At 52.4% G+C, this 20,969-nt stretch carries 17 protein-coding genes; all 17 read left to right on the top strand.

Going from position 1 to position 20,969, the window contains the following annotated elements:
* The first annotated feature begins 41 nt into the window (after positions 1-41).
* The 17 genes from putP (at position 42) to dusB (ending at position 20,894) form a co-directional block, all read left to right on the top strand.
* Positions 42-1,565: a sodium/proline symporter PutP gene (putP, locus tag QZQ08_RS01355; RefSeq protein ID WP_296326851.1), complete on the top strand. Its 1,524-nt coding sequence runs from the start codon at positions 42-44 to the stop codon at positions 1,563-1,565.
* A 541-nt stretch (positions 1,566-2,106) separates the two neighbouring features.
* Positions 2,107-2,550 (top strand): DUF1934 domain-containing protein, encoded by a 444-nt coding sequence (locus QZQ08_RS01360; protein WP_296326853.1) that lies wholly within the window; start codon positions 2,107-2,109, stop codon positions 2,548-2,550.
* Positions 2,525-4,183, top strand: a complete 1,659-nt coding sequence (gene argS, locus QZQ08_RS01365) for an arginine--tRNA ligase (protein WP_296326855.1) — start codon at positions 2,525-2,527, stop codon at positions 4,181-4,183. Before QZQ08_RS01360 ends, argS begins: the two co-directional genes overlap by 26 nt.
* A gap of 36 nt (positions 4,184-4,219) precedes the next feature.
* Positions 4,220-5,839, top strand: a complete 1,620-nt coding sequence (locus QZQ08_RS01370) for a CTP synthase (protein ID WP_296326858.1) — start codon at positions 4,220-4,222, stop codon at positions 5,837-5,839.
* Positions 5,840-5,995: 156 nt separating this feature from the next.
* Positions 5,996-6,958, top strand: coding sequence for a class II fructose-bisphosphatase (glpX, locus tag QZQ08_RS01375; RefSeq protein ID WP_366140912.1), 963 nt, complete (start codon positions 5,996-5,998; stop codon positions 6,956-6,958).
* 106 nt (positions 6,959-7,064) lie between these two features.
* Positions 7,065-10,346, top strand: a complete 3,282-nt coding sequence (gene mfd / locus QZQ08_RS01380) for a transcription-repair coupling factor (RefSeq protein WP_296326861.1) — start codon at positions 7,065-7,067, stop codon at positions 10,344-10,346.
* A gap of 14 nt (positions 10,347-10,360) precedes the next feature.
* Positions 10,361-11,914: a polysaccharide biosynthesis protein gene (locus tag QZQ08_RS01385; protein WP_296326863.1), complete on the top strand. Its 1,554-nt coding sequence runs from the start codon at positions 10,361-10,363 to the stop codon at positions 11,912-11,914.
* Positions 11,907-12,701 (top strand): nucleoside triphosphate pyrophosphohydrolase, encoded by a 795-nt coding sequence (mazG, locus tag QZQ08_RS01390; RefSeq protein WP_296326865.1) that lies wholly within the window; start codon positions 11,907-11,909, stop codon positions 12,699-12,701. The genes QZQ08_RS01385 and mazG overlap by 8 nt, the downstream gene beginning before the upstream one ends.
* A gap of 99 nt (positions 12,702-12,800) precedes the next feature.
* Entirely contained in the window at positions 12,801-13,076 is a 276-nt protein-coding gene (locus tag QZQ08_RS01395) for an HU family DNA-binding protein (protein ID WP_009016050.1), read from the top strand.
* Positions 13,077-13,148: 72 nt separating this feature from the next.
* Positions 13,149-13,466, top strand: coding sequence for a septum formation initiator family protein (locus tag QZQ08_RS01400; RefSeq protein ID WP_296326870.1), 318 nt, complete (start codon positions 13,149-13,151; stop codon positions 13,464-13,466).
* A gap of 150 nt (positions 13,467-13,616) precedes the next feature.
* Positions 13,617-14,141, top strand: a complete 525-nt coding sequence (locus tag QZQ08_RS01405) for a S1 RNA-binding domain-containing protein (RefSeq protein WP_296326874.1) — start codon at positions 13,617-13,619, stop codon at positions 14,139-14,141.
* Positions 14,142-14,249: 108 nt separating this feature from the next.
* A complete protein-coding gene (tilS, locus tag QZQ08_RS01410; RefSeq protein WP_296326876.1) occupies positions 14,250-15,302 on the top strand; it encodes a tRNA lysidine(34) synthetase TilS in 1,053 nt (350 codons plus the stop codon).
* A complete protein-coding gene (gene hpt / locus QZQ08_RS01415) occupies positions 15,286-15,825 on the top strand; it encodes a hypoxanthine phosphoribosyltransferase (protein WP_296326877.1) in 540 nt (179 codons plus the stop codon). Before tilS ends, hpt begins: the two co-directional genes overlap by 17 nt.
* A gap of 44 nt (positions 15,826-15,869) precedes the next feature.
* Positions 15,870-17,810: an ATP-dependent zinc metalloprotease FtsH gene (gene ftsH / locus QZQ08_RS01420; RefSeq protein WP_296326880.1), complete on the top strand. Its 1,941-nt coding sequence runs from the start codon at positions 15,870-15,872 to the stop codon at positions 17,808-17,810.
* Positions 17,811-17,883: 73 nt separating this feature from the next.
* Positions 17,884-18,879, top strand: a complete 996-nt coding sequence (locus tag QZQ08_RS01425) for a biotin--[acetyl-CoA-carboxylase] ligase (protein ID WP_296326882.1) — start codon at positions 17,884-17,886, stop codon at positions 18,877-18,879.
* A gap of 208 nt (positions 18,880-19,087) precedes the next feature.
* Positions 19,088-19,864 (top strand): type III pantothenate kinase, encoded by a 777-nt coding sequence (locus QZQ08_RS01430; RefSeq protein ID WP_296326884.1) that lies wholly within the window; start codon positions 19,088-19,090, stop codon positions 19,862-19,864.
* Positions 19,865-19,928: 64 nt separating this feature from the next.
* Complete coding sequence (gene dusB / locus QZQ08_RS01435) at positions 19,929-20,894, top strand: tRNA dihydrouridine synthase DusB (protein ID WP_296326886.1); 966 nt, start codon at positions 19,929-19,931, stop codon at positions 20,892-20,894.
* The last annotated feature ends 75 nt before the right edge of the window (positions 20,895-20,969 follow it).

The raw sequence follows: 20,969 nt of genomic DNA on the forward strand, positions 1-20,969 counted from the left end.
TCGTAAAATCAGTTTGCATGAAGATCTCCCTTTATTATATAATGGTGAACATAATCTCGGAAGGAAGTGGCGCTGTGCAGATCAACTGGTACGTCTTGATTGCCCTGGTCCTTTATTTTGCCATCCTCGTGACCATTGGGCTTGTAACATTTAAAAAAGATGAGGATATGGAAGGCTATGCCTTAGGCGGACGGGCCCTGGGTCCTTGGGTGACCTCCATGAGTGCGGAAGCCTCGGATATGAGCGGCTGGATGCTCATGGGACTGCCTGGCTATGCCTATATGGCAGGAATTTCTGCTTTTTGGATAGCCCTTGGCCTCATCTTGGGAACCTGGGCCAATTGGGCCGTAACAGCAAAGCGGCTGCGTGTCTTTACCCAGGTCATGAATAACTCCATTACACTTCCGGAGTATTTTGACAATCGTTTCAAAGATACCAAAAAGAGTCTGCGTATTGCGTCGGCTTTCTTCATTTTCATTTTCTTTTTGATCTATACTTCATCAAGCTTTGTTGCCGGCGGCAAACTCTTTAACACAGCCTTTGGTATGGATTACCACACGGCGCTGTTTTTGACGGCCGGCATCGTGGTCTTTTACACTTTGATGGGCGGGTTTGCCGCCGTCTGCTGGACGGACCTGTTCCAAGGCTTTCTCATGTTCTTTTCCATCCTTATCGTGCCCGTAACGGCCATGTATTATATTGGCGGCGTGGGACCTACCGTAACCCGCCTCAACGCCATCAGTTCCAACTACTTCAGTATGATTGAAGGGGCCGATGGCAGCACGCTCAGCTTGACTGCCGTCATTTCCCTTGTAGGCTGGGGCCTGGGCTACTTTGGGCAGCCTCATATCCTGGTCCGTTTCATGGCCATTCGTTCTTCCAGGAGCATCAAACAGGCCACCCACATTGCCGTGACCTGGGTCATCGTTTCCCTTGCCATGGCCGTCCTCGTAGGTCTTACCGGCCGCGTTGAACTGGGCGACAGCCTCAAGGGCAGTGCGGCTGAAACGGTTTTCATGCACATGAGCGGCCGTTATTTCCATCCTTTTATTGCAGGAATCATCACTTCGGGCATCCTGGGTGCCATCATGAGTACGTCGGACAGCCAGCTCCTTGTCGCCGCCTCAAGCTTTACGACGGATTTCTATAAGGTCCTCATCCATAAAAAAGCTACGGCGAAGGAACTTGTCATGGTGAGCCGCATCATGATCGTTGTCGTCTCCATCCTGTCCCTGATTCTTGCCATGGATCCAAACAGCATGATCCTCACCATTGTATCCTATGCCTGGGCCGGCTTTGGTTCGGCCTTTGGCCCGCTGGTCATCCTCTCTCTTTACTGGCGCCGAATGACAACAAAGGGCGCCCTTGCAGGGATCGTTGTCGGCGGTTCGACCGTCCTTATCTGGAAAAACTTCTTTGCTTCCACGGGCCTTTATGAAATCATCCCCGGTTTCTTCCTTTCCCTTGCTGCCATTGTTGTGGTGAGCCTGCTTGATAAGGAACCGCCCAAGGAAATGACCGATCATTACGATGAAGCGGTCAGGACCCTTCAAAACGAAGCCTGATTCAACAGACTGTGAAAAAATGAACCCATCATTTCTTCACAGTCTTTTTCTTTATGCGTTTGATCATCCATGGACAAGAAACGGGGCCATGACAATCCGGCTGCTTCATGGCAGAAAACCCTCTCAGACACAACTCCTTAGATTGGTCTAGGGCTTTTATCCTTATCGAGTCATAACCTGAATGTTGTCATTTTTTTCAGTAACAGGAGCACTTTTTCATCAAATTTGCCCGTTTTCTGAGCTGACCAAAAAAACGAGACCGGCCCCTTGTTTCTCGGCCCTATTTATATTATAATGTCATATATTTGTGATTTTTGGGTTGGCTAGGACCAAGAGGACGGAAGCTTGTCCGTTCCCGTGTGGAAAGTCCGCCCGCAACAAGCTGGAACAGGGTACCCTCGCAGTCAGGAATCCCTTCCCACCTGTGGGAACACGCAGTCATATATGGATTTTTTTGAGGGCTTGCTCTTGCCAGCGCTGGACCCAGCACCGGCACAAGGGAGCAATCCCTCTACTTTGTTTGTAGGAAAGAGGAGGCATCATGGTTCCTGTCAAGGTGATGATTGTCAGCTGGAACAAAAATGATCCAGAAGGGCCGTCTACGTTCATCGCCTTTGGGAAGATGACAGAAAAGGGCGGCGTGACCTATGTCCGTTATGAAGAAAGCAAGCTTACGGGCATGGATCAAACGACAACGACCTTGAAATGGTCAGAAGAGGCGCTGACCATCATCCGCCATGGCCGTTTTGAGCACAGACAGCATTATGAACGAGGCCGCAATACGCTGTTTCAATATCGGACACCGTATTTTTCACTGCCCATGTGCGTCTTCACCCGTCAGCTGGAAATGAAGCGGGAAGAGGGACGCTGGGATGTGACCTTGGAATATGATATGGAAATCGATCACCAGCCGAACGGATCCCTTCGGCTATCGATTGTTGTTGAGGAGGAACAAAAGAGTGGACATCAAGAATGTACTCACTGAGGCCGTCACTGAAGCGGTCCAAAAGGCCATCAAGGCCGGCACCTTGAAACAAGGGGAAATGGTCCCCCTTGTCTTTACGGTTCCGCCCCAAAAGGCTTTTGGCGATTTTGCAACAAACTTTGCCCTTCAGGCAGCGCGCAATTTCCATTGTGCGCCCCGCATGATTGCTGACGCTGTCGTAAAATACCTAGACTGCAGCGCCGTCGAAAAAGTGGAAGTGGCCGGTCCGGGCTTCCTCAATTTCTATTTGAAATCGGACTGGCTCTATGAAGGACTTGCAAGGATCCTTGAAAAAGGCGAGCGTTATGGGAACCTTCCCAAAAAAGCTGGCGAAAAGATTCAAATCGAATTCGTGAGTGCCAACCCGACAGGGCCCCTTCATGTGGGTCATGGCCGCGGAGCCGCTGTTGGCTCGAGCCTGGCAAACCTTATGCTTGCCGCCGGTTACGATGTGACACGGGAATACTACATCAATGACGCGGGCAACCAGATGCATAATCTGGCCCTTTCCGTCAATGCCCGCTATTTGGAACTTTTTGGAAAAGAAGTCCCCTTCCCGGAAAATGGCTACCATGGGGAAGATATCATCGTCACGGCCCGGCGCATCAAAGAAAAATATGGCGATCAGTTCCTTCATATGAATGAAACAGAACGTCTTTCCGCCTTCCAGACCCTTGCCAAGGATGAAAAGCTCGCAGCCCTGCGGGAAGATCTGGAAGCCTTTAACTGCAAGTTTGATGTGTGGTTCAGCGAGCAGAGCCTCCACGATGCGAATAAGATCAAGGAAGCTGTGGACGCCCTCCAGGAGAAGGGCTATATCTACGAAAAGGGCGGTGCCCTCTGGTTCCGTTCCACTGATTTCGGAGATGATAAGGACCGTGTAGTCATTCGTGACAACGGGGTATCGACCTATTTTGCCGCCGATATTGCCTATCATCAAAATAAATTCCAGCGTGGCTTTGACCGCGTCATCAACCTTTGGGGCGCCGATCATCACGGCTACATTCCCCGTGTGAAAGCGGCCATGGAGGCCTTGGGGTACGATCCCAGCCATCTGGAGATCCTCATTCTCCAAATGGTCAGCCTCTATCGCAATGGTGAGCTGGTCAAGATGAGCAAGCGGACGGGCAAGGCGGTCACTCTCAATGAGCTCATTGAAGAAGTCGGAACGGATGCGGCACGCTATTTCTTCATCATGCGCAGCATGGACAGTCAGCTTGACTTTGACCTGACCTTGGCAACGGAACATTCCAATGATAATCCTGTGTACTATGTACAGTATGCCCATGCCCGCATTTGCAGCATCTTGAAGCAGATGGAAGAGGAACACATTGCGCTTGATCCTCACTGTGACCTATCGGTCCTTGTGGAATTAGTGGAAATCGACCTCATCAAGAAGCTAGGTGACTATGAAGATCTGGTGGAAATGGCCGCAGCTGAACGGGCACCCCATAAGATTGCCCATTATGTCTATGACCTTGCCGGTCTTTTCCATTCGTTCTATAATCAGTGCCGCGTGCTGGGCGTCGATCCAAAACTCCAGCAGGCCCGTTTGGCCCTCATTACGGCCACGCGTCATACGCTGCGCCATGGTTTGATGATTCTCGGTGTTTCCGCACCGGACCATATGTAATTTTTCTATAGCAAGAACAGACAAGGGAGGAAAAACATGACCAAGTATATTTTCGTAACGGGCGGCGTTGTTTCGTCTTTGGGTAAGGGCATCACGGCAGCGTCCTTGGGCCGTCTCCTCAAGAGCCGCGGCTATAAGGTAACGATCCAGAAATTCGATCCCTACATCAATATCGATCCTGGTACGATGAGCCCTTATCAGCACGGCGAAGTTTTCGTCACCGATGACGGCGCGGAGACGGACCTTGACCTGGGCCATTATGAACGTTTCATCGATATCAACTTGACCCGCAACTCCAACGTTACGGCCGGTCGGATTTACCAATCCGTCATCGACAAGGAACGGCGCGGTGATTATTTGGGCCGTACGGTACAGGTCATTCCTCACATTACCAACGAGATCAAGGAACGGGTCTACCGCGTAGGCCGCGAAGAAAACGCTGATTTTGTCATTACGGAAATTGGCGGTACCGTAGGGGATATTGAAAGTGAACCCTTCCTGGAAGCCATTCGCCAAGTCAAGAAGGATGTCCCCCGCAATGACTGCCTCTATATCCATGTCACCTTGGTCCCTTATATTGCCGCTGCCGGCGAGCTGAAGACCAAACCGACCCAGCACAGCGTCAAGGAACTGCGCAGCATCGGCATCACCCCGGATATCCTTGTCTGCCGCAGTGAACATGAAGTCAGCAAGGAAATGCGCGAAAAGATTGCCATGTTCTGCGACGTGGATACGGATGCTGTCTTCCAGGCCCTGACGGCAAAGAGCATCTATGAAGTGCCCCTGTTGCTCCAGGAACAGGGTATGGACAAGGTTGTCCTTAAGAAACTCAACATGGAAGACCGTCCCTGCGACATGAAGGAATGGAAGGATATGGTCGGCAAGATCATGGCGCCCCACAAGGACAAGACAAAAATTGGCGTCGTAGGAAAATACGTTGAACTCCCTGATGCTTACATCAGTATCGTCGAAGCCTTGAAGCATGCCAGCTTCTACAACCATGCCGATGTGGAAATCGAATACATCAATGCTGTTGACGTGGAAAGCCCGGAAGCAAACCTTGACGAAATTTTCAAGGGCATCGATGGAATCCTTATCCCTGGCGGCTTTGGTGACCGCGGCATTGAAGGCATGATCCGTTCTGCCCAGTATGCCCGGGAACATAAAATTCCTTTCTTTGGTATCTGCCTTGGTATGCAGTGCGCTGTCATCGAATATGCCCGCAACGTGTGCGGGATGAAGAAAGCCAACAGCACGGAATTTGATGAAGCTACGCCCTATCCTGTGATTTACCTCATGCCGGAACAGATGAGCGTTGAAATCAAGGGCGGGACCATGCGTCTTGGGAAGTACCCCTGCAAGCTCATTGCCGGCAGCCATGCCGAAGCAGCTTATGGAATGGACCTTATCAGTGAACGCCATCGTCATCGCTATGAAGTCAACAATGATCTCAAGGAAGAACTCTTCTCCCATGGCCTTGTCCAGGCAGGGACGCTGCCTAACGGCAAGCTGACGGAAATTGTCGAACTGCCGGAAAGCGAACATCCTTGGTATGTTGGGGTCCAGTTCCATCCGGAACTGAAATCCCGTCCGACCAATCCGCATCCGCTGTTTAAAGCGTTCATTGCGGCTGCCCTGAAAAACCAGAAGCACTGAGTTTATAACAGAAGCAGGGAAGTCCTTTCCTGCATTCCTGTTGTGATAAGAGGGGATGCGGCAGGCTGCACCCCAATGAAGCAGGTTCCCTCATAAGGGGGAGACGGCTGGAAGATGTTAGGAAATCCAGCCCAACAAGATAATGGAGGCGTAATGATGAACAGAGAATTATCCATGGAATTTGTACGCGTAACGGAAGCTGCAGCCATTGCGAGCGCCAGAGGCGTTGGCCGTGGGGATAAAAACGGCATTGACCAACTGGCCGTCGATGCCATGCGCAAGATGTTTGATACGGTGAACATCAGCGGGACCGTCGTGATTGGCGAAGGCGAAATGGACGAGGCTCCGATGCTCTATATTGGGGAGCATGTCGGTGCTGGCGGCCCGGAAGTAGACATCGCCGTTGATCCTGTTGAAGGTACGAACCTTGTTGCCAAAGGACAGCCTGGTGCCATTGCCGTTATCGCGATTGCTCCGAAAGGATGCCTGCTCCATGCGCCTGATATGTACATGGACAAGATTGCTGTCGGTCCCCGTGCCAAAGGATGCATCAACATCGATGATCCGGTTTCCGCTAACCTCGAACGGGTGGCCAACGCCCTCAACCGCAAAGTTGGTGACCTTACGGTCGTTGCCCTTGACCGTCCCCGTCATCGCAAGATCATTGAAGAAGTCAGGGCAGCCGGTGCCCGGATCCGTCTCATCAGCGATGGGGATGTCGATCCGATCATCAATGCTGGGATTGAAGGAACCGGCATCCATATGTACATCGGCCGCGGCGGTGCCCCGGAAGGTGTCCTTGCTGCAGCTGGGCTCAAATGCTTGGGCGGCGATATGCAGGCCCGTCTCTGCCCGGAAAATGAAGAACAGGAAGAACGCTGCCATAAGATGGGCATTCCCGATGTGAAGCAAATCCTCACCATCGATGATCTGGTAAAGGGTGATGATGTCATGTTCACCGCTTCGGGAATCACGAACTGTGATCTGCTCCACGGCGTCAACTTCTTCGGCAACGGCGCCCGTACCCATACGATTTCCATGCGTTATGCAACGGGCACGGTCCGTTTCGTTGATGCTGTCCATACCTTTGACCGCAGCAACATCAATATCAAACTGTAATCTTGTAGGAAATCCAGAAGCGGGAGCAGCATCTCATGACCCTGTCATGCGGTGCGGCCCCGCTTTGTTTTGATTCCTTGTTTTGTGTAGGAAATGGATAGCAAATATGATGAATGAATTGATCCGCCTGTTAGGGCGGGAAAAGACAACAAAAGAAGGAATCCAAGCTTGGCAAAAGGCCCAAGGCCCTTTGACAGTGACCGGCCTGTCAGGATCCATCAAAGCCGGCTTTTTGTGCGCCCTCCAAACCTTTGGTAAGGCCTCAGATCCGCTCATCATCCTGACCCCGCGGAGGGAAGATGTGCGCCTTTTGCGCCGTGAACTGACCCCGTTTTATCCGGACCGTGCCATGCGTGAACTCTATCCCATTGGACTCATCCATGGTGAAATCGATACACGCAATGAAGAGGTCATGGCAGAACGGGCAGCTGCCCTTGAAATGATCCTCAAAAAAGAAGCGGGCATCATCTTTGTCACGGCAGAAGCCGCCATCCAGAAACTGCCAAGGCCTGAAGGTCTTATGCGGGACAGCATGACCCTGACCCAGGGGGATGAAAAAGATCGCGGTGAACTCATAGAGCGTCTTGTCAAAGAAGGCTACGAACGCACGGATCAGGTCGAAACCTTGGGCCAATTTTCCGTTCGCGGCGATATCCTTGATATTTTTCCCATCAATGCCAAGGATCCAATCCGTATTGAATGGTTTGATGAAACCATCGATGCCATCCGCCGCTTTTCCTTGGAGGATCAGCGCAGCATCGGCGCCCTCATAAAAGTTGATATCATGCCCATTGCTTCCGGCGAAAAGGAAGCGGAATCCAGTCTGTTTGATTACGTATCGCCTGACCAGCTTCTTGTCCTTGATGAAGCAGCCGCGTTTTTTGAAGAAGCCAAGAAATCCTATCTCGACAACCGGGAATTCAAGGAACAGCTTTTTTCGGAAAAGCAACTGCTGGAGCGCTCCCAAAAGAACCATCTCCTAGTCGTGAGCGCCCTTTCCCAGCCCCTTTATCAGGCCTATCCCCGCCTTGCCATTAAGGTGCGCACTGCGGCGCCTTATAACCGCAGCATGGACCTTCTCATCAAGGACCTCAAAGGCTGGATCAAAGAAGGTATCCATCCCCTCATTATGATGGGGACCCGGGATAAAGCGTTTGGGACGGCCCAGCATCTTGAAAATGAAGGGGTCCCCATGACCTTTGTCCAAAAAGGGAGCCTCATCCCGGAAAAGGGCGGGGCCGTCTTTGAAGGCGGACTGTCCCATGGTTTTTATTTCTGGGATGAAAACTGGCTCCTTCTGACGGAAGCCGATATTTTTGGGTCCCGCAAAGAGCGGCGGCAGAAGAAAAAGATCCGTGGTGCCGGGCCCGCCTTGACTTATTTTACGGATATCAAGGCAGGCGACTACGTCGTCCATGATACACAGGGCATCGGCCGCTATTTAGGGGTTGAGACCATTATCATCGACGGCATCCATCGGGATTACCTAAAGCTCCAATATGCCCAGGGTGACAAGCTTCATGTGCCTGTTGAACAGGTAGGGCTTCTCCATAAATACATCGGCAGCGAAGGTACGCCGCCCCGCTTGTCCCGGATGGGCCGCAGCGACTGGCAAAAAGCCAAGAAAAAGGCCCAAAAAGCCATCACCATCCTTGCTTCGGAGCTTCTGCGCCTTTATGCCCAGCGAAAGATTACGCCGGGACATGCTTTTGCTCCGGATACGCCCTGGCAGAAAGAGTTCGAGGATCGTTTTCCTTTTGAGGAAACGCCAGATCAGCTCAAAGCCATCCAAGAAATCAAGGCCGATATGGAAAAGCCCGTTCCCATGGAGCGTCTTTTGTGCGGCGACGTGGGATACGGCAAGACGGAAGTCGCCATCCGGGCGGCTTTTAAAGCGGTTATGGACGGCAAGCAGGTGGCTGTCATGGCCCCGACGACGGTTCTTGCCCAGCAGCACCTCATCACCTTCCAAAACCGTATGGATGCCTTTGGGGTCCGTATTGAAATGCTGAGCCGCTTCCGCAGCCGTAAGGAGCAGAAGGATACCCTGGATAAGCTTGAAAAAGGGGATCTTGATATTGTCATCGGCACCCATCGTCTGATCCAGCCCGATGTCCACTTCAAGGACCTGGGCCTTCTCATCATCGACGAGGAACAGCGTTTTGGCGTGGCCCAGAAGGAAAAAATCAAGCAGTGGAGTTCTGGCATCGATGTTCTCACCCTGTCGGCAACGCCGATTCCACGGACCCTCCATCTGGCCCTCGTCAAGGGCCGGGATATGAGTGTCATTGAATCGCCGCCGGAAGACCGCCTGCCGGTAGAAACCTATGTGGCAGAATACGATGACGGCATGGTCAAAGAAGCCATCGAACGGGAGATCCGCCGCGGCGGCCGCGTCTATTACGTCCATAACCGGATCGAGGCCTTGGACCGCATTGCCCACCGCCTGCGGGAAATGATTCCAGGTCTGTCCATTGGTGTGGCTCATGGCCGCATGACAGAAGATGAACTGGAAGAAGTCATGGTCGGCTTTTACCAGGGGGACTATGATGTCCTGCTTTCAACGACCATCATCGAAAATGGCCTTGATGTGCCTCTTGCCAATACGATCATCATCGATGGGGCCGAAAACTTTGGCCTTTCCCAGCTTTACCAGATGAGGGGCCGGGTGGGACGCTCTTCGCGCCTTGCCTATGCGTATTTTCTCTATAAAAAGGATAAGGCCCTGTCTGAAGTCTCGCAAAAACGCCTCCAGGCCATCCGCGATTTTACGGAACTTGGCGCTGGTTTCAAGATTGCCATGCGGGACCTTGAGATCCGCGGCGCAGGGAACCTTCTGGGGTCAGAGCAGCATGGCCAGATTGCCGGTGTTGGGTTTGCCCTTTACTGCCGCCTGCTGGAAGATACGATCAAGGCCCTCCAGGAAGGCAAGAGCCCCGAAGAGGTCCTTCACGATCCAACCATCAATATGAAGCTGGATGCCTACATTCCTGATGACTTCATCGATAATCCGCGCTACAAACTCGAGCTCTACCGCCGTCTTGGCAGCATGAAGTATGAAGAGCGGGATGATTTCATGGATGAGATCATCGACCGTTTCGGAACTCCGCCAAAGGAGCTCGTGACGCTGTGGAGGGTGGCTGCCATCCGGGCCCTGTGCCGGGACCTTGTAGTGGACGCTGTTACCGCGCGTCCCGGTTCCCTTACGATTCGCTTCAACCCGCACAGTAGGGCCAATCCCGATGTCATCCGTGATCTTGTGAAGGAATATGTGCCGCGCCTTACCTTCAGCCTCAATCCCGTGCCCCAGCTCGTTTTGCGGATGACAGGTCCTGCCACTGACGCACTGACTTTCCTTGAAAAGAACCTGCCCCGCCTGCTGAACTGACAAGGAGGACCCTTATGGCCGATCGCTTTGTAAAAGGAACCCTGATCCTGACGGCAGCAGGACTCATGGTCAAAATCCTTGCTTCCGTAAACCGAATCTTCCTGTCTCGCCTTTTGGGTGGGGAAGGGATTGGGCTCTATCAGCTTGCTTACCCCTTATATAATCTTCTTGTCGGCATTGTCGCGGCAGGCATTCCTGCCGCCATGAGCCTCATTGTGGCCCGTTATGCGGCCAAAAAGGAGTGGGGGAGCGTGCACCGTGTCGTTACGGTGTCCTTTCCCTTCCTGGCCCTTTTGGGCCTTGCCGTAAGTCTTGCTGCCTATGGCCTTATTCCCTGCCTATTTTCATCAGGCCTCATCAAGGATGAACGGGCCCTCGTCCCTATGCTCTTTTGCGTGCCCGCCCTGCTTTTGACCGTGCCTCTTGCAGGGCTGAGGGGCTATTTTCAAGGCTTTCAGGAAATGCGGCCTACGGCACTTTCCCAGATTCTGGAACAATTCTTCCGGGTTGCTTTTATGCTGGTCCTTTCGGTGTGGCTGCTCCCCAAGGGTCTTGCCATGGCGGCAGGTGGAGCCATCTTCGGAGCAGCTCCGGGGGCCCTTATGGGGTTGCTCTTCCTTCTTTTCTGCTACCGACGCCAGCAGCTCGCCTGGAAGCGGGAGGGCAGGGACCTTACCCTCAAATCACCCATTTCAGGATTTTTTATCATCCGTGAACTGGTTAGCCTTGCACTTCCTGTGACCCTATCCACCCTTATGATTCCCCTTGTTGGTCTTGTGGAAATCATTCTCGTCCCGGACCGCCTCCTTGCAGCCGGCTTTACGGTGGCGGCTTCGACGACGGCGTTGGGCTATCTTACAGGGATGGCCATGCCCCTTGTCAATATGGGAACCATACCGACCAATTCCCTTGCCTGGTCAACGGTGCCCGCCATTTCGGAAGCGTATGCCCTGGGCGACAGTGAAGCCGTACGGAACAAGGCCCGCACCGCCCTGCGCATCCTCATCCTTTTTACCCTTCCCGCGGCCGTGGGCATGTACCTTTTGGGAACACCCATTTCCCAGGTCCTTTATGGAATGAAAGCGGCAGGCCCCGTCGTTTCCTTTCTGGCCCCGTCCGTCTTTTTCCTGGGACTGCATCAGGTGACAGCGGCCATCCTGCAGGGGCTGGGACGGCCCAAGATTCCGATGCTGAACATGTTCCTTGGCCTTGCCGTGAAAATCGGCGTCCTTTGGATCTTTGCTGCACAGCCCCAGTGGAACGTCATCGGTGCCGCTTTGGCAACGGACCTCGGTCTTGCCCTTTCCGCCTTTATGAATCTTGCCGCCGCTTACCGCTTGGCAAGGATTGCCTTGCCCGTAAAGACGCTTCTGCGCGCTCTGATGGCTTCCCTTTTGATGGGCGGTGCCGCCCTTTGGGTGAACCGGACCTTACTTGTGAAGCTGGGTCTTGTAACGAGCACGCTGGGAGCCGTTGGTGCCGGCGCCCTCCTTTACGGGTTCCTGCTCCTTGTTTTGGGAGAGGGTTCCCTCCGTGCACTGAAAAAGAAAAGGAGACACCATGGATAAGAAAAAAGAAGAACGGGTCATGGACCTGACACCGCTTATGGACGTCGTCCGGACGCTGCGCGGTCCTGGAGGCTGCCCTTGGGATCAGGCCCAGGATCATAAGAGTATGCGCCGGGAACTTGTGGAAGAGGTCTATGAGCTTCTTGAGGCCATCGATGATGGCGATGAAAAAGGCATCCGGGAAGAATTGGGGGATGTCCTTTTCCTGGTTGTTTTCCATGCCCTTCTGGCGGAAGAGGCGGGGGCCTTTACAATGCAGGACGTCATTATGGATGTGTCCCAGAAACTCATTCACCGGCATCCCCATGTTTATGGTACGGTCACGGTAGGAAGGTCGGAGGAACTCCTCAAGAATTGGGATGCCCTCAAAGCCGAAGAGAAAACCGAACGCAAAAGTGCCCTTGATGGCATTGCCCGGGACCTGCCGAGCCTGATGAGGGCCTATAAGCTCAGTGAGCGTTCTAGCCGCAAAGGATTTGACTGGCCCGATGCTGACCGCGCTTATGAGAAGGTCAAAGAGGAAGAAGCTGAATTGGCAGAAGCCGTTTTGTCCAAAAACAAAGACCATATGGAAGAGGAACTAGGCGACCTGTTTTTTGCCCTTTCCGTTTATGCAAGGAAACTGGGACTTGAACCAGAGACGGCCCTCCATCGAGCCAATATCAAATATGAAAAACGCTTCCGAAAAATAGAAGAAATTATTTCCGAAAGAAATAAAAATTGGGAAAATTTATCCATTGACGACATGATTTTGCTTTGGAAGTCGGTAAAACGGGAAAAAATCTAGCTTTTTCCAAAAAAAAGCGTGCATTTTCACAATGTTTGTGATACCATAACGGTAGCCAAAGCGCCGAAAGGCGCAATCAGTATTGAGGAGGACTTACTTATGAACAAAAGTGAATTGATCTCTGAAGTTGCGTCCAAGACTGCTATGCCTAAAAAAGACGCAGAAAAGGCTGTAAATGCATTTATCGATACCGTTAAGGAAGCCATTGCTCAAAAAGACAAGGTTCAGCTGATTGGCTTCGGTACCTTCGAAGCTCGGGTACGTAAAGCTCGCAACGGCAAGAATCCTCGCACCGGCGAAACCATCAAAATCAAGAAGGCTACTGTTCCTGCTTTCAAGGCTGGCAAAGCTTTCAAAGACGCCGTCAACAAATAATTTTGAATGATTGCCCGATGCCGCTTGGTATCGGGCTCGTTTTTGTATGGAATTGCTAAGGGAGACGTCACCATGGCTGAAGGCAAACGGAAAAGGCTGAAAAGTGCCAAGGAACTGGCCTTTCGGGGGCTGGGACTGATCATTGCCCTGATCGTTGTTATTTCTCTGTATCAGCTTGGAAAACAAGCCTATGATCTTTATCTTGTCCGCAAGGAGGCTGTTAAAAGCAGTGAAAAGATCAAGACCATTGAAAAGGATAATGAACGCTTGGAAGAAGAACGCAGCAATCTCCATGATCCCAAATATGTAGAAAAGGTTGCCCGCGATGAACACAATATGGTGGGGAAAAATGAAGTCCCGCTCTTCATCGTGGATGAAAAGAAAAAGTAGGGGGTCCCGCTTACGGAGGGGGCCTTCTTTTTTTGCCCACAAAAGGGAAGGTGGGCCTCAAGCATAGGAAGAAAGGGACTTGACGTAACTTTCAAAACAACGGTATAATGGTTAACGTAACACAACCCTAAAGGAGGATTTCTTTGACTTATGGCTTTGGAAAAAGGCGCAGTCGTTGACGGCATTGTTACCGGTATCACGAATTTTGGAGCGTTTGTGGAGCTCCCTGAAAACAAAGTAGGATTGATTCACATCTCTGAGGTCTCCAATGTCTTTGTCAAGGACGTGCATGACTTCCTGACGGTGAAACAGAAGGTGACGGTCAAGGTCGTCTCCATTGATGAAAAAGGTAAGATTGGTCTGTCTCTGAAGGCCCTCATGCCCCCTCTGGAACAAAAAAATGAACGTGGCGGGGACAGCAGGAAGTTTGAAGGCCGTAAATTCGAAGGCCGCAAACCGGGTGAACATCATGGCGATAGAAAACCAGGAGAAAGACGTTTTGGCGGGGAACGCAAGTTCGAAGGCCGTCCAGGCGGTGCAGCTCGTCCGCAGGGGCCAATGAGCTTCGAGGATAAATTGTCCCGTTTCCTCAAGGAAAGTGATGATCGTCTCTTGGACTTAAAACGGAATACGGAATCTAAAAGGGGAGGCCGCGGCGCCCGTCGAGGCGATTGAACGGCCCTTCCTGGATAAAGACCCGAGATCCTTACTGCATGGAGCGGTTGCGGGTTTCAAGGGGCTGTTCTTATTTGACAGCCCCTTCTTTAGTTTTGAGGTGATGAAATGAGTGTGCTCGAAGAGAGCCTGAAGAATATGGTTCGGGCTTCTCGCCTATGGCAGGAAGGCGGAACCGTCATTGCCGCCTGCTCGGGCGGTGCCGATTCCCTGACGCTCACGGACATTATGGCAAAAGCCGCGGAAGAAGATGACGTGACGGTCCTTGTGGCCCATGTCCACCATCATCTGCGGGGGGAAGAGGCCGATGAAGATGCCCGCTTTGTTGAATCTTTCTGTCAGGACAGGACTTTATCCTATGCCCAATTTGACATTGATCCCCAGGCCCTCAAGGAAAAGGAGGGTCTGTCCTTGGAGGATGCGGCCCGGCGCCTGCGCTACGAGGCACTTGAAGGCTACCGTGAAAAGGTAGGGGCCCAAGGCATTTTTGTGGCCCATCATGAAGATGACCAGGCAGAGACTATTCTCATGAATCTTGTCCGCGGGACGGGGACACGGGGACTTAGAGGCATGCTGCCTGTCAATGGGTATATTGCACGGCCCTTTCTGGCTGCGACGCGGAAGGACATGGAGACCTACTGCCAGGAAGAAGGGCTTTCGTACCGAACGGATTCGACAAACAGCGATCCCACCCTTTTGCGCAACTGGGTCCGGTTGGAGCTTTTGCCCCTGCTTGCAACCAAAAATCCACGCATCAAGGCAGCCCTCGTGCAGGCAGCAGCTGTGGCCCAAAGCGATGAGTCCTATCTTGAAAAAATGGCCCAAAAGTATTTAACTTCCTTTTCCCGCAATATCTTTGGAACCTACGATATCGATGCAGGGCCGACCTTTGAAAGGCTTGACCTAGCCATCAAAAGCCGCGTTATCCGTCTGGCGGTTAAAGGCGCCGGTGGAGAGGAACTGGGATTTGACCACGTAAAGAAGATCCTGCGGCTCATTGAAAAGGGCATCAGCGGCAAGAGCCTTGATGTACCTGGTCACGTACGGGTCATCTATATCAACGGCCGACTGATGGCAGGCCGCCATGAAACGGACCGAGCCGCGGGGCGGGCAAAGAAACTTGAGATAAAGGAGAAACAAAGACATGCATCCCAATATTGAAAAAGTCCTGATCGATGAAAAGACCCTCAAGACGCGCATTGCTGAAATGGCTGCAGAAATCAGCAAGGATTATGAAGGAGAAGAACTCCTCGTCATTGGGCTGTTAAAAGGGGCTTCCTATTTTATGATGGAACTGACGCAGCATCTGAGCGTTCCCACGCAGATCGATTTCCTGAAAGTTTCCTCCTATGGGGCAGGGACGTCCACCTCAGGAAAGGTCGATATCCAGTTCGACACGTCCCGGAACCTTGCCGGCAAGAATGTCCTCATCGTCGATGATGTGGTCGATTCCGGACTTACCCTCAAAGCCGTACGTGAACTTTTCAGCACCCGTAACTGCAAGAGTATCCGCCTTGCGGCCATGCTTGATAAAAAGGAACGGCGTCTTGTCAAAATGGTGCCTGATTATTACGGCTTTGTCATTCCCGATGAATTTGTTGTCGGCTTTGGGCTGGATTACAATGAAGATTACCGGACGCTTCCTTATGTTGGCATCCTGAAGCGTTCCGTCTATGAAAAATAAATAGACCCCAAAAGATTCCCGATCTTTTGGGAGAGGAGGATACCGTGACAAGATTCTTTAGAAATATTATTTTCTACCTGCTCGTCTTTATCCTTGGACTTTGGATCTACGATTATTACAATGCGTCCAATGCTCCGAAGAACGATATGAGCTACAGCAATTTCATGAAGGAAGTCCAGCAGGATGACGTACAGAGCGTCACCATCGTCGATAATTCCGTCATCAAGGGAAAACTCAAAAATGGCTCTGAATTTACGACCGTTGCGCCCCGCGACGACAAGATGGTTGATACGCTGCGCAGCCGCGATGTGGAAATCAAGGCCGAACTGCCGCCCCAGCCTTCTTTCTGGAGCAGCATCCTTACTAGTGTCCTGCCCATGATTGTCATTGTCGTCCTGTGGTTCTTCATGATGAACAATGCCCAGGGCGGCGGCAGCCGGGTCATGAGCTTTGGCAAGAGCAAGGCAAAGCTCTATGGCGATGGCAAGAGCCGCGTCCTCTTTCGGGATGTGGCCGGTGCGGATGAAGCCAAACAGGAGCTGCAGGAAGTGGTGGAATTTCTTAAGGCACCGCAGAAGTATAACCAGCTCGGGGCCAAGATCCCCAAGGGTGTCCTCCTGTATGGGCCCCCTGGGACCGGTAAGACGCTTCTTGCAAAAGCCGTCGCCGGGGAAGCGGGCGTGCCTTTCTTTAGCATCTCTGGTTCCGACTTTGTTGAAATGTTTGTTGGGGTTGGGGCTTCCCGCGTCCGTGATCTTTTTGACCAAGCCAAAAAGAATGCCCCCTGCATCGTCTTCATCGATGAAATCGATGCGGTCGGCCGTCAGCGCGGGGCTGGCCTTGGCGGCGGACACGACGAACGGGAACAGACCTTGAACCAGCTCCTGGTTGAGATGGATGGGTTTGGTGCCAATGAAGGCATCATCATGATTGCCGCCACAAACCGTCCGGATATCCTTGATCCGGCCCTGCTCCGTCCGGGCCGTTTTGACCGTCAGATTGTTGTTGACCGGCCTGATATCAGGGGCCGCCTTGCCATCCTCAAGGTCCATGCCAAGGGCAAACCCATTGACAGCAATGTGGATATGGAAGTCCTGGCCCGCCGTACGCCGGGCTTTACGGGTGCGGACCTTGCCAACCTTGTCAATGAAGGAGCCCTTCTTGCAGCCCGTCATAACCAGATGACCATCACCATGAGTGATCTCGAAGAAGCAGCAGAACGGGTCATGATGGGACCTGAACGGCGCAGCCGCGTCATCAGCGACAATGAAAAACGCCTCACGGCCTATCATGAAGGTGGTCATACTTTGGTGGGCATGCTCCTTGATCACACCGATCCAGTCCACAAGGTTACAATCATTCCCCGTGGGAGAGCTGGCGGGTATACCCTGAGCCTTCCGAAAGAAGATCGCTATTATGCTACGCGCAGTGAGCTCCTGGATGAATTGAAGGTCCTTTTGGGCGGCCGCGTGGCCGAAGCGCTCGTCCTTCATGAGATTTCAAGCGGCGCCAGCAATGATCTGCAGCGCGCCACGGAACTTGCCCGCCAGATGACTTGTGAATACGGCATGAGCGAACGCTTGGGTGCCGTCACCTTTGGTCACCGTCAGCAGCAAGTCTTCCTGGGCCGTGATATTGGTCATGAAAATATGTACAGCGAAAAGATTGCCGCCGAAATCGACGGCGAAATCCGCCGTTTCATTGATGAAGCCTATGAAGGGACGGTAAAGCTCCTTCAAGATAACATCGATAAGCTGCACCTCATTGCTCAGGCACTGATTGACCGGGAAACCCTGGAAGAGCATGAAATCAAGGAACTCGTGGAATATGGCCGGATCCTTGAGAAAGGGGAAGAAGCGCCCGCAAGGGAGCCGTCCTCAACAGAATCTGTAAAGCCGGAAGGAAAGACGCTGCCGGAAGAGGGGTCTGCTTCTCCGCACGAGGAAGGAATCCTTCCTAAGGATGATTCCCAGCCCCTTGGCTGACAGATTGAAAAATGGGAAGAGGCGCCACAGGCGCCTTTTCCTTTACGGGTCATTATAGAAAGGAAGATGATGCATGCGCAGTGAAATCTTGAACCTCCTGCGGGAAAAGGCACCCCAGCCCCTATCGGGCCAGGATCTAGCCAACCATTTTGGCATTACAAGGACGGCTGTTTGGAAACATATTCAGAGCCTCAAGAAAATGGGCTATGGAATTGAGGCCTATACCAAAAAAGGCTATGTTCTCGTCAGCGTTCCGGATAAGCTCCTTCCCGAGGAAATTTCCCGCCATCTCCATACGCGTTTTATTGGCCGCAATATGGCCTATGAAGAAGTCATTCCCTCTACGAACGACCTCTTGAAGAAAATGGCCCTGCAGGGCGCTCCTGATGGAACGGTTTGTGTGGCCGAGGAACAGTCCGTTGGGAAGGGGCGCCTGGCTCGAGGCTGGTTCAGTCCCTATGGAAAGGGGCTTTGGTTCTCCCTGCTGTTAAAACCGACCTTCCTGCCCCAGGAAGCCCCCAAGATGACCCTTCTTGCAGCCGTCGCGGTGGTTCGCGCCATACGTGAACTGTGCGGCGTCAAGGCCGAAATCAAATGGCCGAATGATATTCTTCTTGAAGGACGCAAGCTTGTAGGCATCTTGACGGAAATGAGTGCCGAATTTGGTCACATCAACTATCTTGTCGTTGGTATCGGCATCAATGTCTGCGTTCCCCAAAGCATGGTCCCTGAAGCCCTTCGGGAGTCGGCCGTCTCCATCGATGATGTGGCAGATACGCCAACGGATCGGGTGGCCCTCTTGGCTAGGGTTCTCGATCATCTGGAGACCTGCTATGAGACGGTCCTCAAGGAAGGCTTTGCTCCCATCCTCGATGAATGGCGCCGCTACTCCGTGACCTTGGGCCGTATGGTGAGGGTCATTGCCCCGGACACGACCTATACAGGAAAAGCTGAGGACATCGATGAAGAAGGGGCCCTTTTGGTGCGTCGGAAAAATGGACAATTGGAACGGGTCCTTGCCGGTGATGTTTCCATTCGTCCCGCTCAAGGAAAAGGTAAGTATCAATAATGGGTTAACAATGATAGGCAAAGGAAGTGCCGAAAGGCGCCGCTTTTGCCTATATTTTTGCCAAGGCACTGAATCGCTTCTTGCAAAGTTCCTTATCTTTGGTATAATGTAGTCGTTTATGCGGCAGGCGGTACGGCGTGAAGGACCCCTGCTGCCATATGCACAATTCCATCAAAACCCGCAACTTTCCAAGGAGGAAACTCATCTCATGTTAATGGTAATGGATATTGGCAATACAAACATCGTCGTTGGCGTTCACGACGGAAAGGAATGGATTGCTCACTGGAGACTGTCAAGCAGCCGTTCTCGGACCAGTGATGAATTTGGCATCATCTTGGGCAGTATGTTCCAGTCCACCGGGGTGGATATGAAGGCGGTCAAGGACATCATTGTTTCCACTGTTGTCCCGCCCCTTCTTGTGCCGCTCTGCAATATGTGCAAACGCTATTTTGGCATTACGCCCTTTGTTGTTACAAGCAACTGCAATACGGGACTTAAGCTCGACTATGACCACCCTAATGAAATCGGTGCAGACCGTATCGTCAACGCGGTTGCAGCCCATCATATGTACGGTGATAAGGGCAATCTCATCATCATTGACTTTGGGACGGCAACAACATTCTGCGCCCTGCGTCCTGATGGGGAATATCTGGGCGGTGCCATTGCCCCGGGCATTGGCATTTCAACGGAAGCGCTTTTCCAAAAGGCAGCCAAGCTGCCCCGCATTGAACTGATTAAACCCAAAATGGCCATCTGCCATGATACAATCCATGCCATGCGCAGCGGCGTCATCTTTGGTTTTGTCGGCCAAATGGACGGCATTATTACGCGCATGAAAAAGGAATTGGACGGTCAGGCCTTCGTCGTCGTAACCGGTGGTTTCGGTAAACTCATGGCTTCTGAATCGGAACTGGTCGACGTCGTTGAACCTTTTCTGACCTTGGAGGGGCTCTTGATCCTCCACAAGATGAACCGCAAACAATAAAGCAATTTCTGGCGGCGTTTTTCCCTAAGCGGAAACGCCGCTTCTTTTATCCATGGAGGAAGGTATGTTTTCTTTTAAAGAGACCCCTTTTCCCGTCGTACTCGCTCCTATGGCAGGTGTGACGGACCTGCCTTTTCGCGTCATCTGCAGGGAAAACGGGGCGGACTATACGGTATCTGAGATGGTGAGCGCCAAAGCCCTTTTATATAAGAACCAAAAGACCTTTGCCATGCTGACCATCGACCCCAAGGAACACCCCACGGCCATCCAGCTTTTTGGCTCCGTCCCTTCGGAACTTGCTGCGGCAGGAAAAATTGTGGAGGCCCATGGCGCCGATATGATCGATGTCAATATGGGCTGCCCCGTCCATAAGATTGTTTCCAACGGCGAAGGGTCTGCCCTCATGAAGGACCCCGAAAAGGTCTATGCCATCCTGGCAGCCCTTGTTGAGGCCGTCAGCATTCCCGTCACCGTGAAATTCCGTGCGGGCTGGGATGACGCCCACAAGAACGCTGTGGTGATTGCCCAAATGGCCGAAAAGGCCGGCGTCAGCGCTGTTTGTGTCCACGGTAGGACGCGAGCCCAGTTCTATCAGGGAAAGGCGGATTGGACCATCATCCGTGCTGTCAAGGAAAGTGTCGGGATCCCTGTCCTCGGCAACGGCGATATCTTTAGGGCAGAAGACGCGCTGCGCATGAAGGAAGTCACTGGCTGCGACGGGGTTATGATTGCCCGCGGCGCTGAAGGCAATCCGTGGATTTTCCGGGAAGTGAAGGCCCTTTTTGCCCATAAGGAAATCCCCGCTGTGTCCCTTGCGGAACGCTTTGCCATGATTCGACGCCATCTCCATGACCTTATCTTATTTAAGGGAGAACGGGTTGGCGTCCGGGAAATGCGGCATCACGGTGCCATGTACTTTACCGGACTGCCTTACAGTGCCCATTATCGCAACGCTATCAATCAAGCACAAACGGAGGAGGTCCTCTTGGCCGTGCTTCGGGAATATGAAGAAAAGCTCCTGCAGGACTGATTTCCTGCAGGATTTTTTTGCCATGGGGGGAAGTCTGTCAAAATTCTAGTAAAAAGCTATACTTTCCCATTGACA

Source organism: uncultured Acidaminococcus sp. (genome assembly GCA_900538365.1).
GTDB lineage: Bacteria > Bacillota > Negativicutes > Acidaminococcales > Acidaminococcaceae > Acidaminococcus.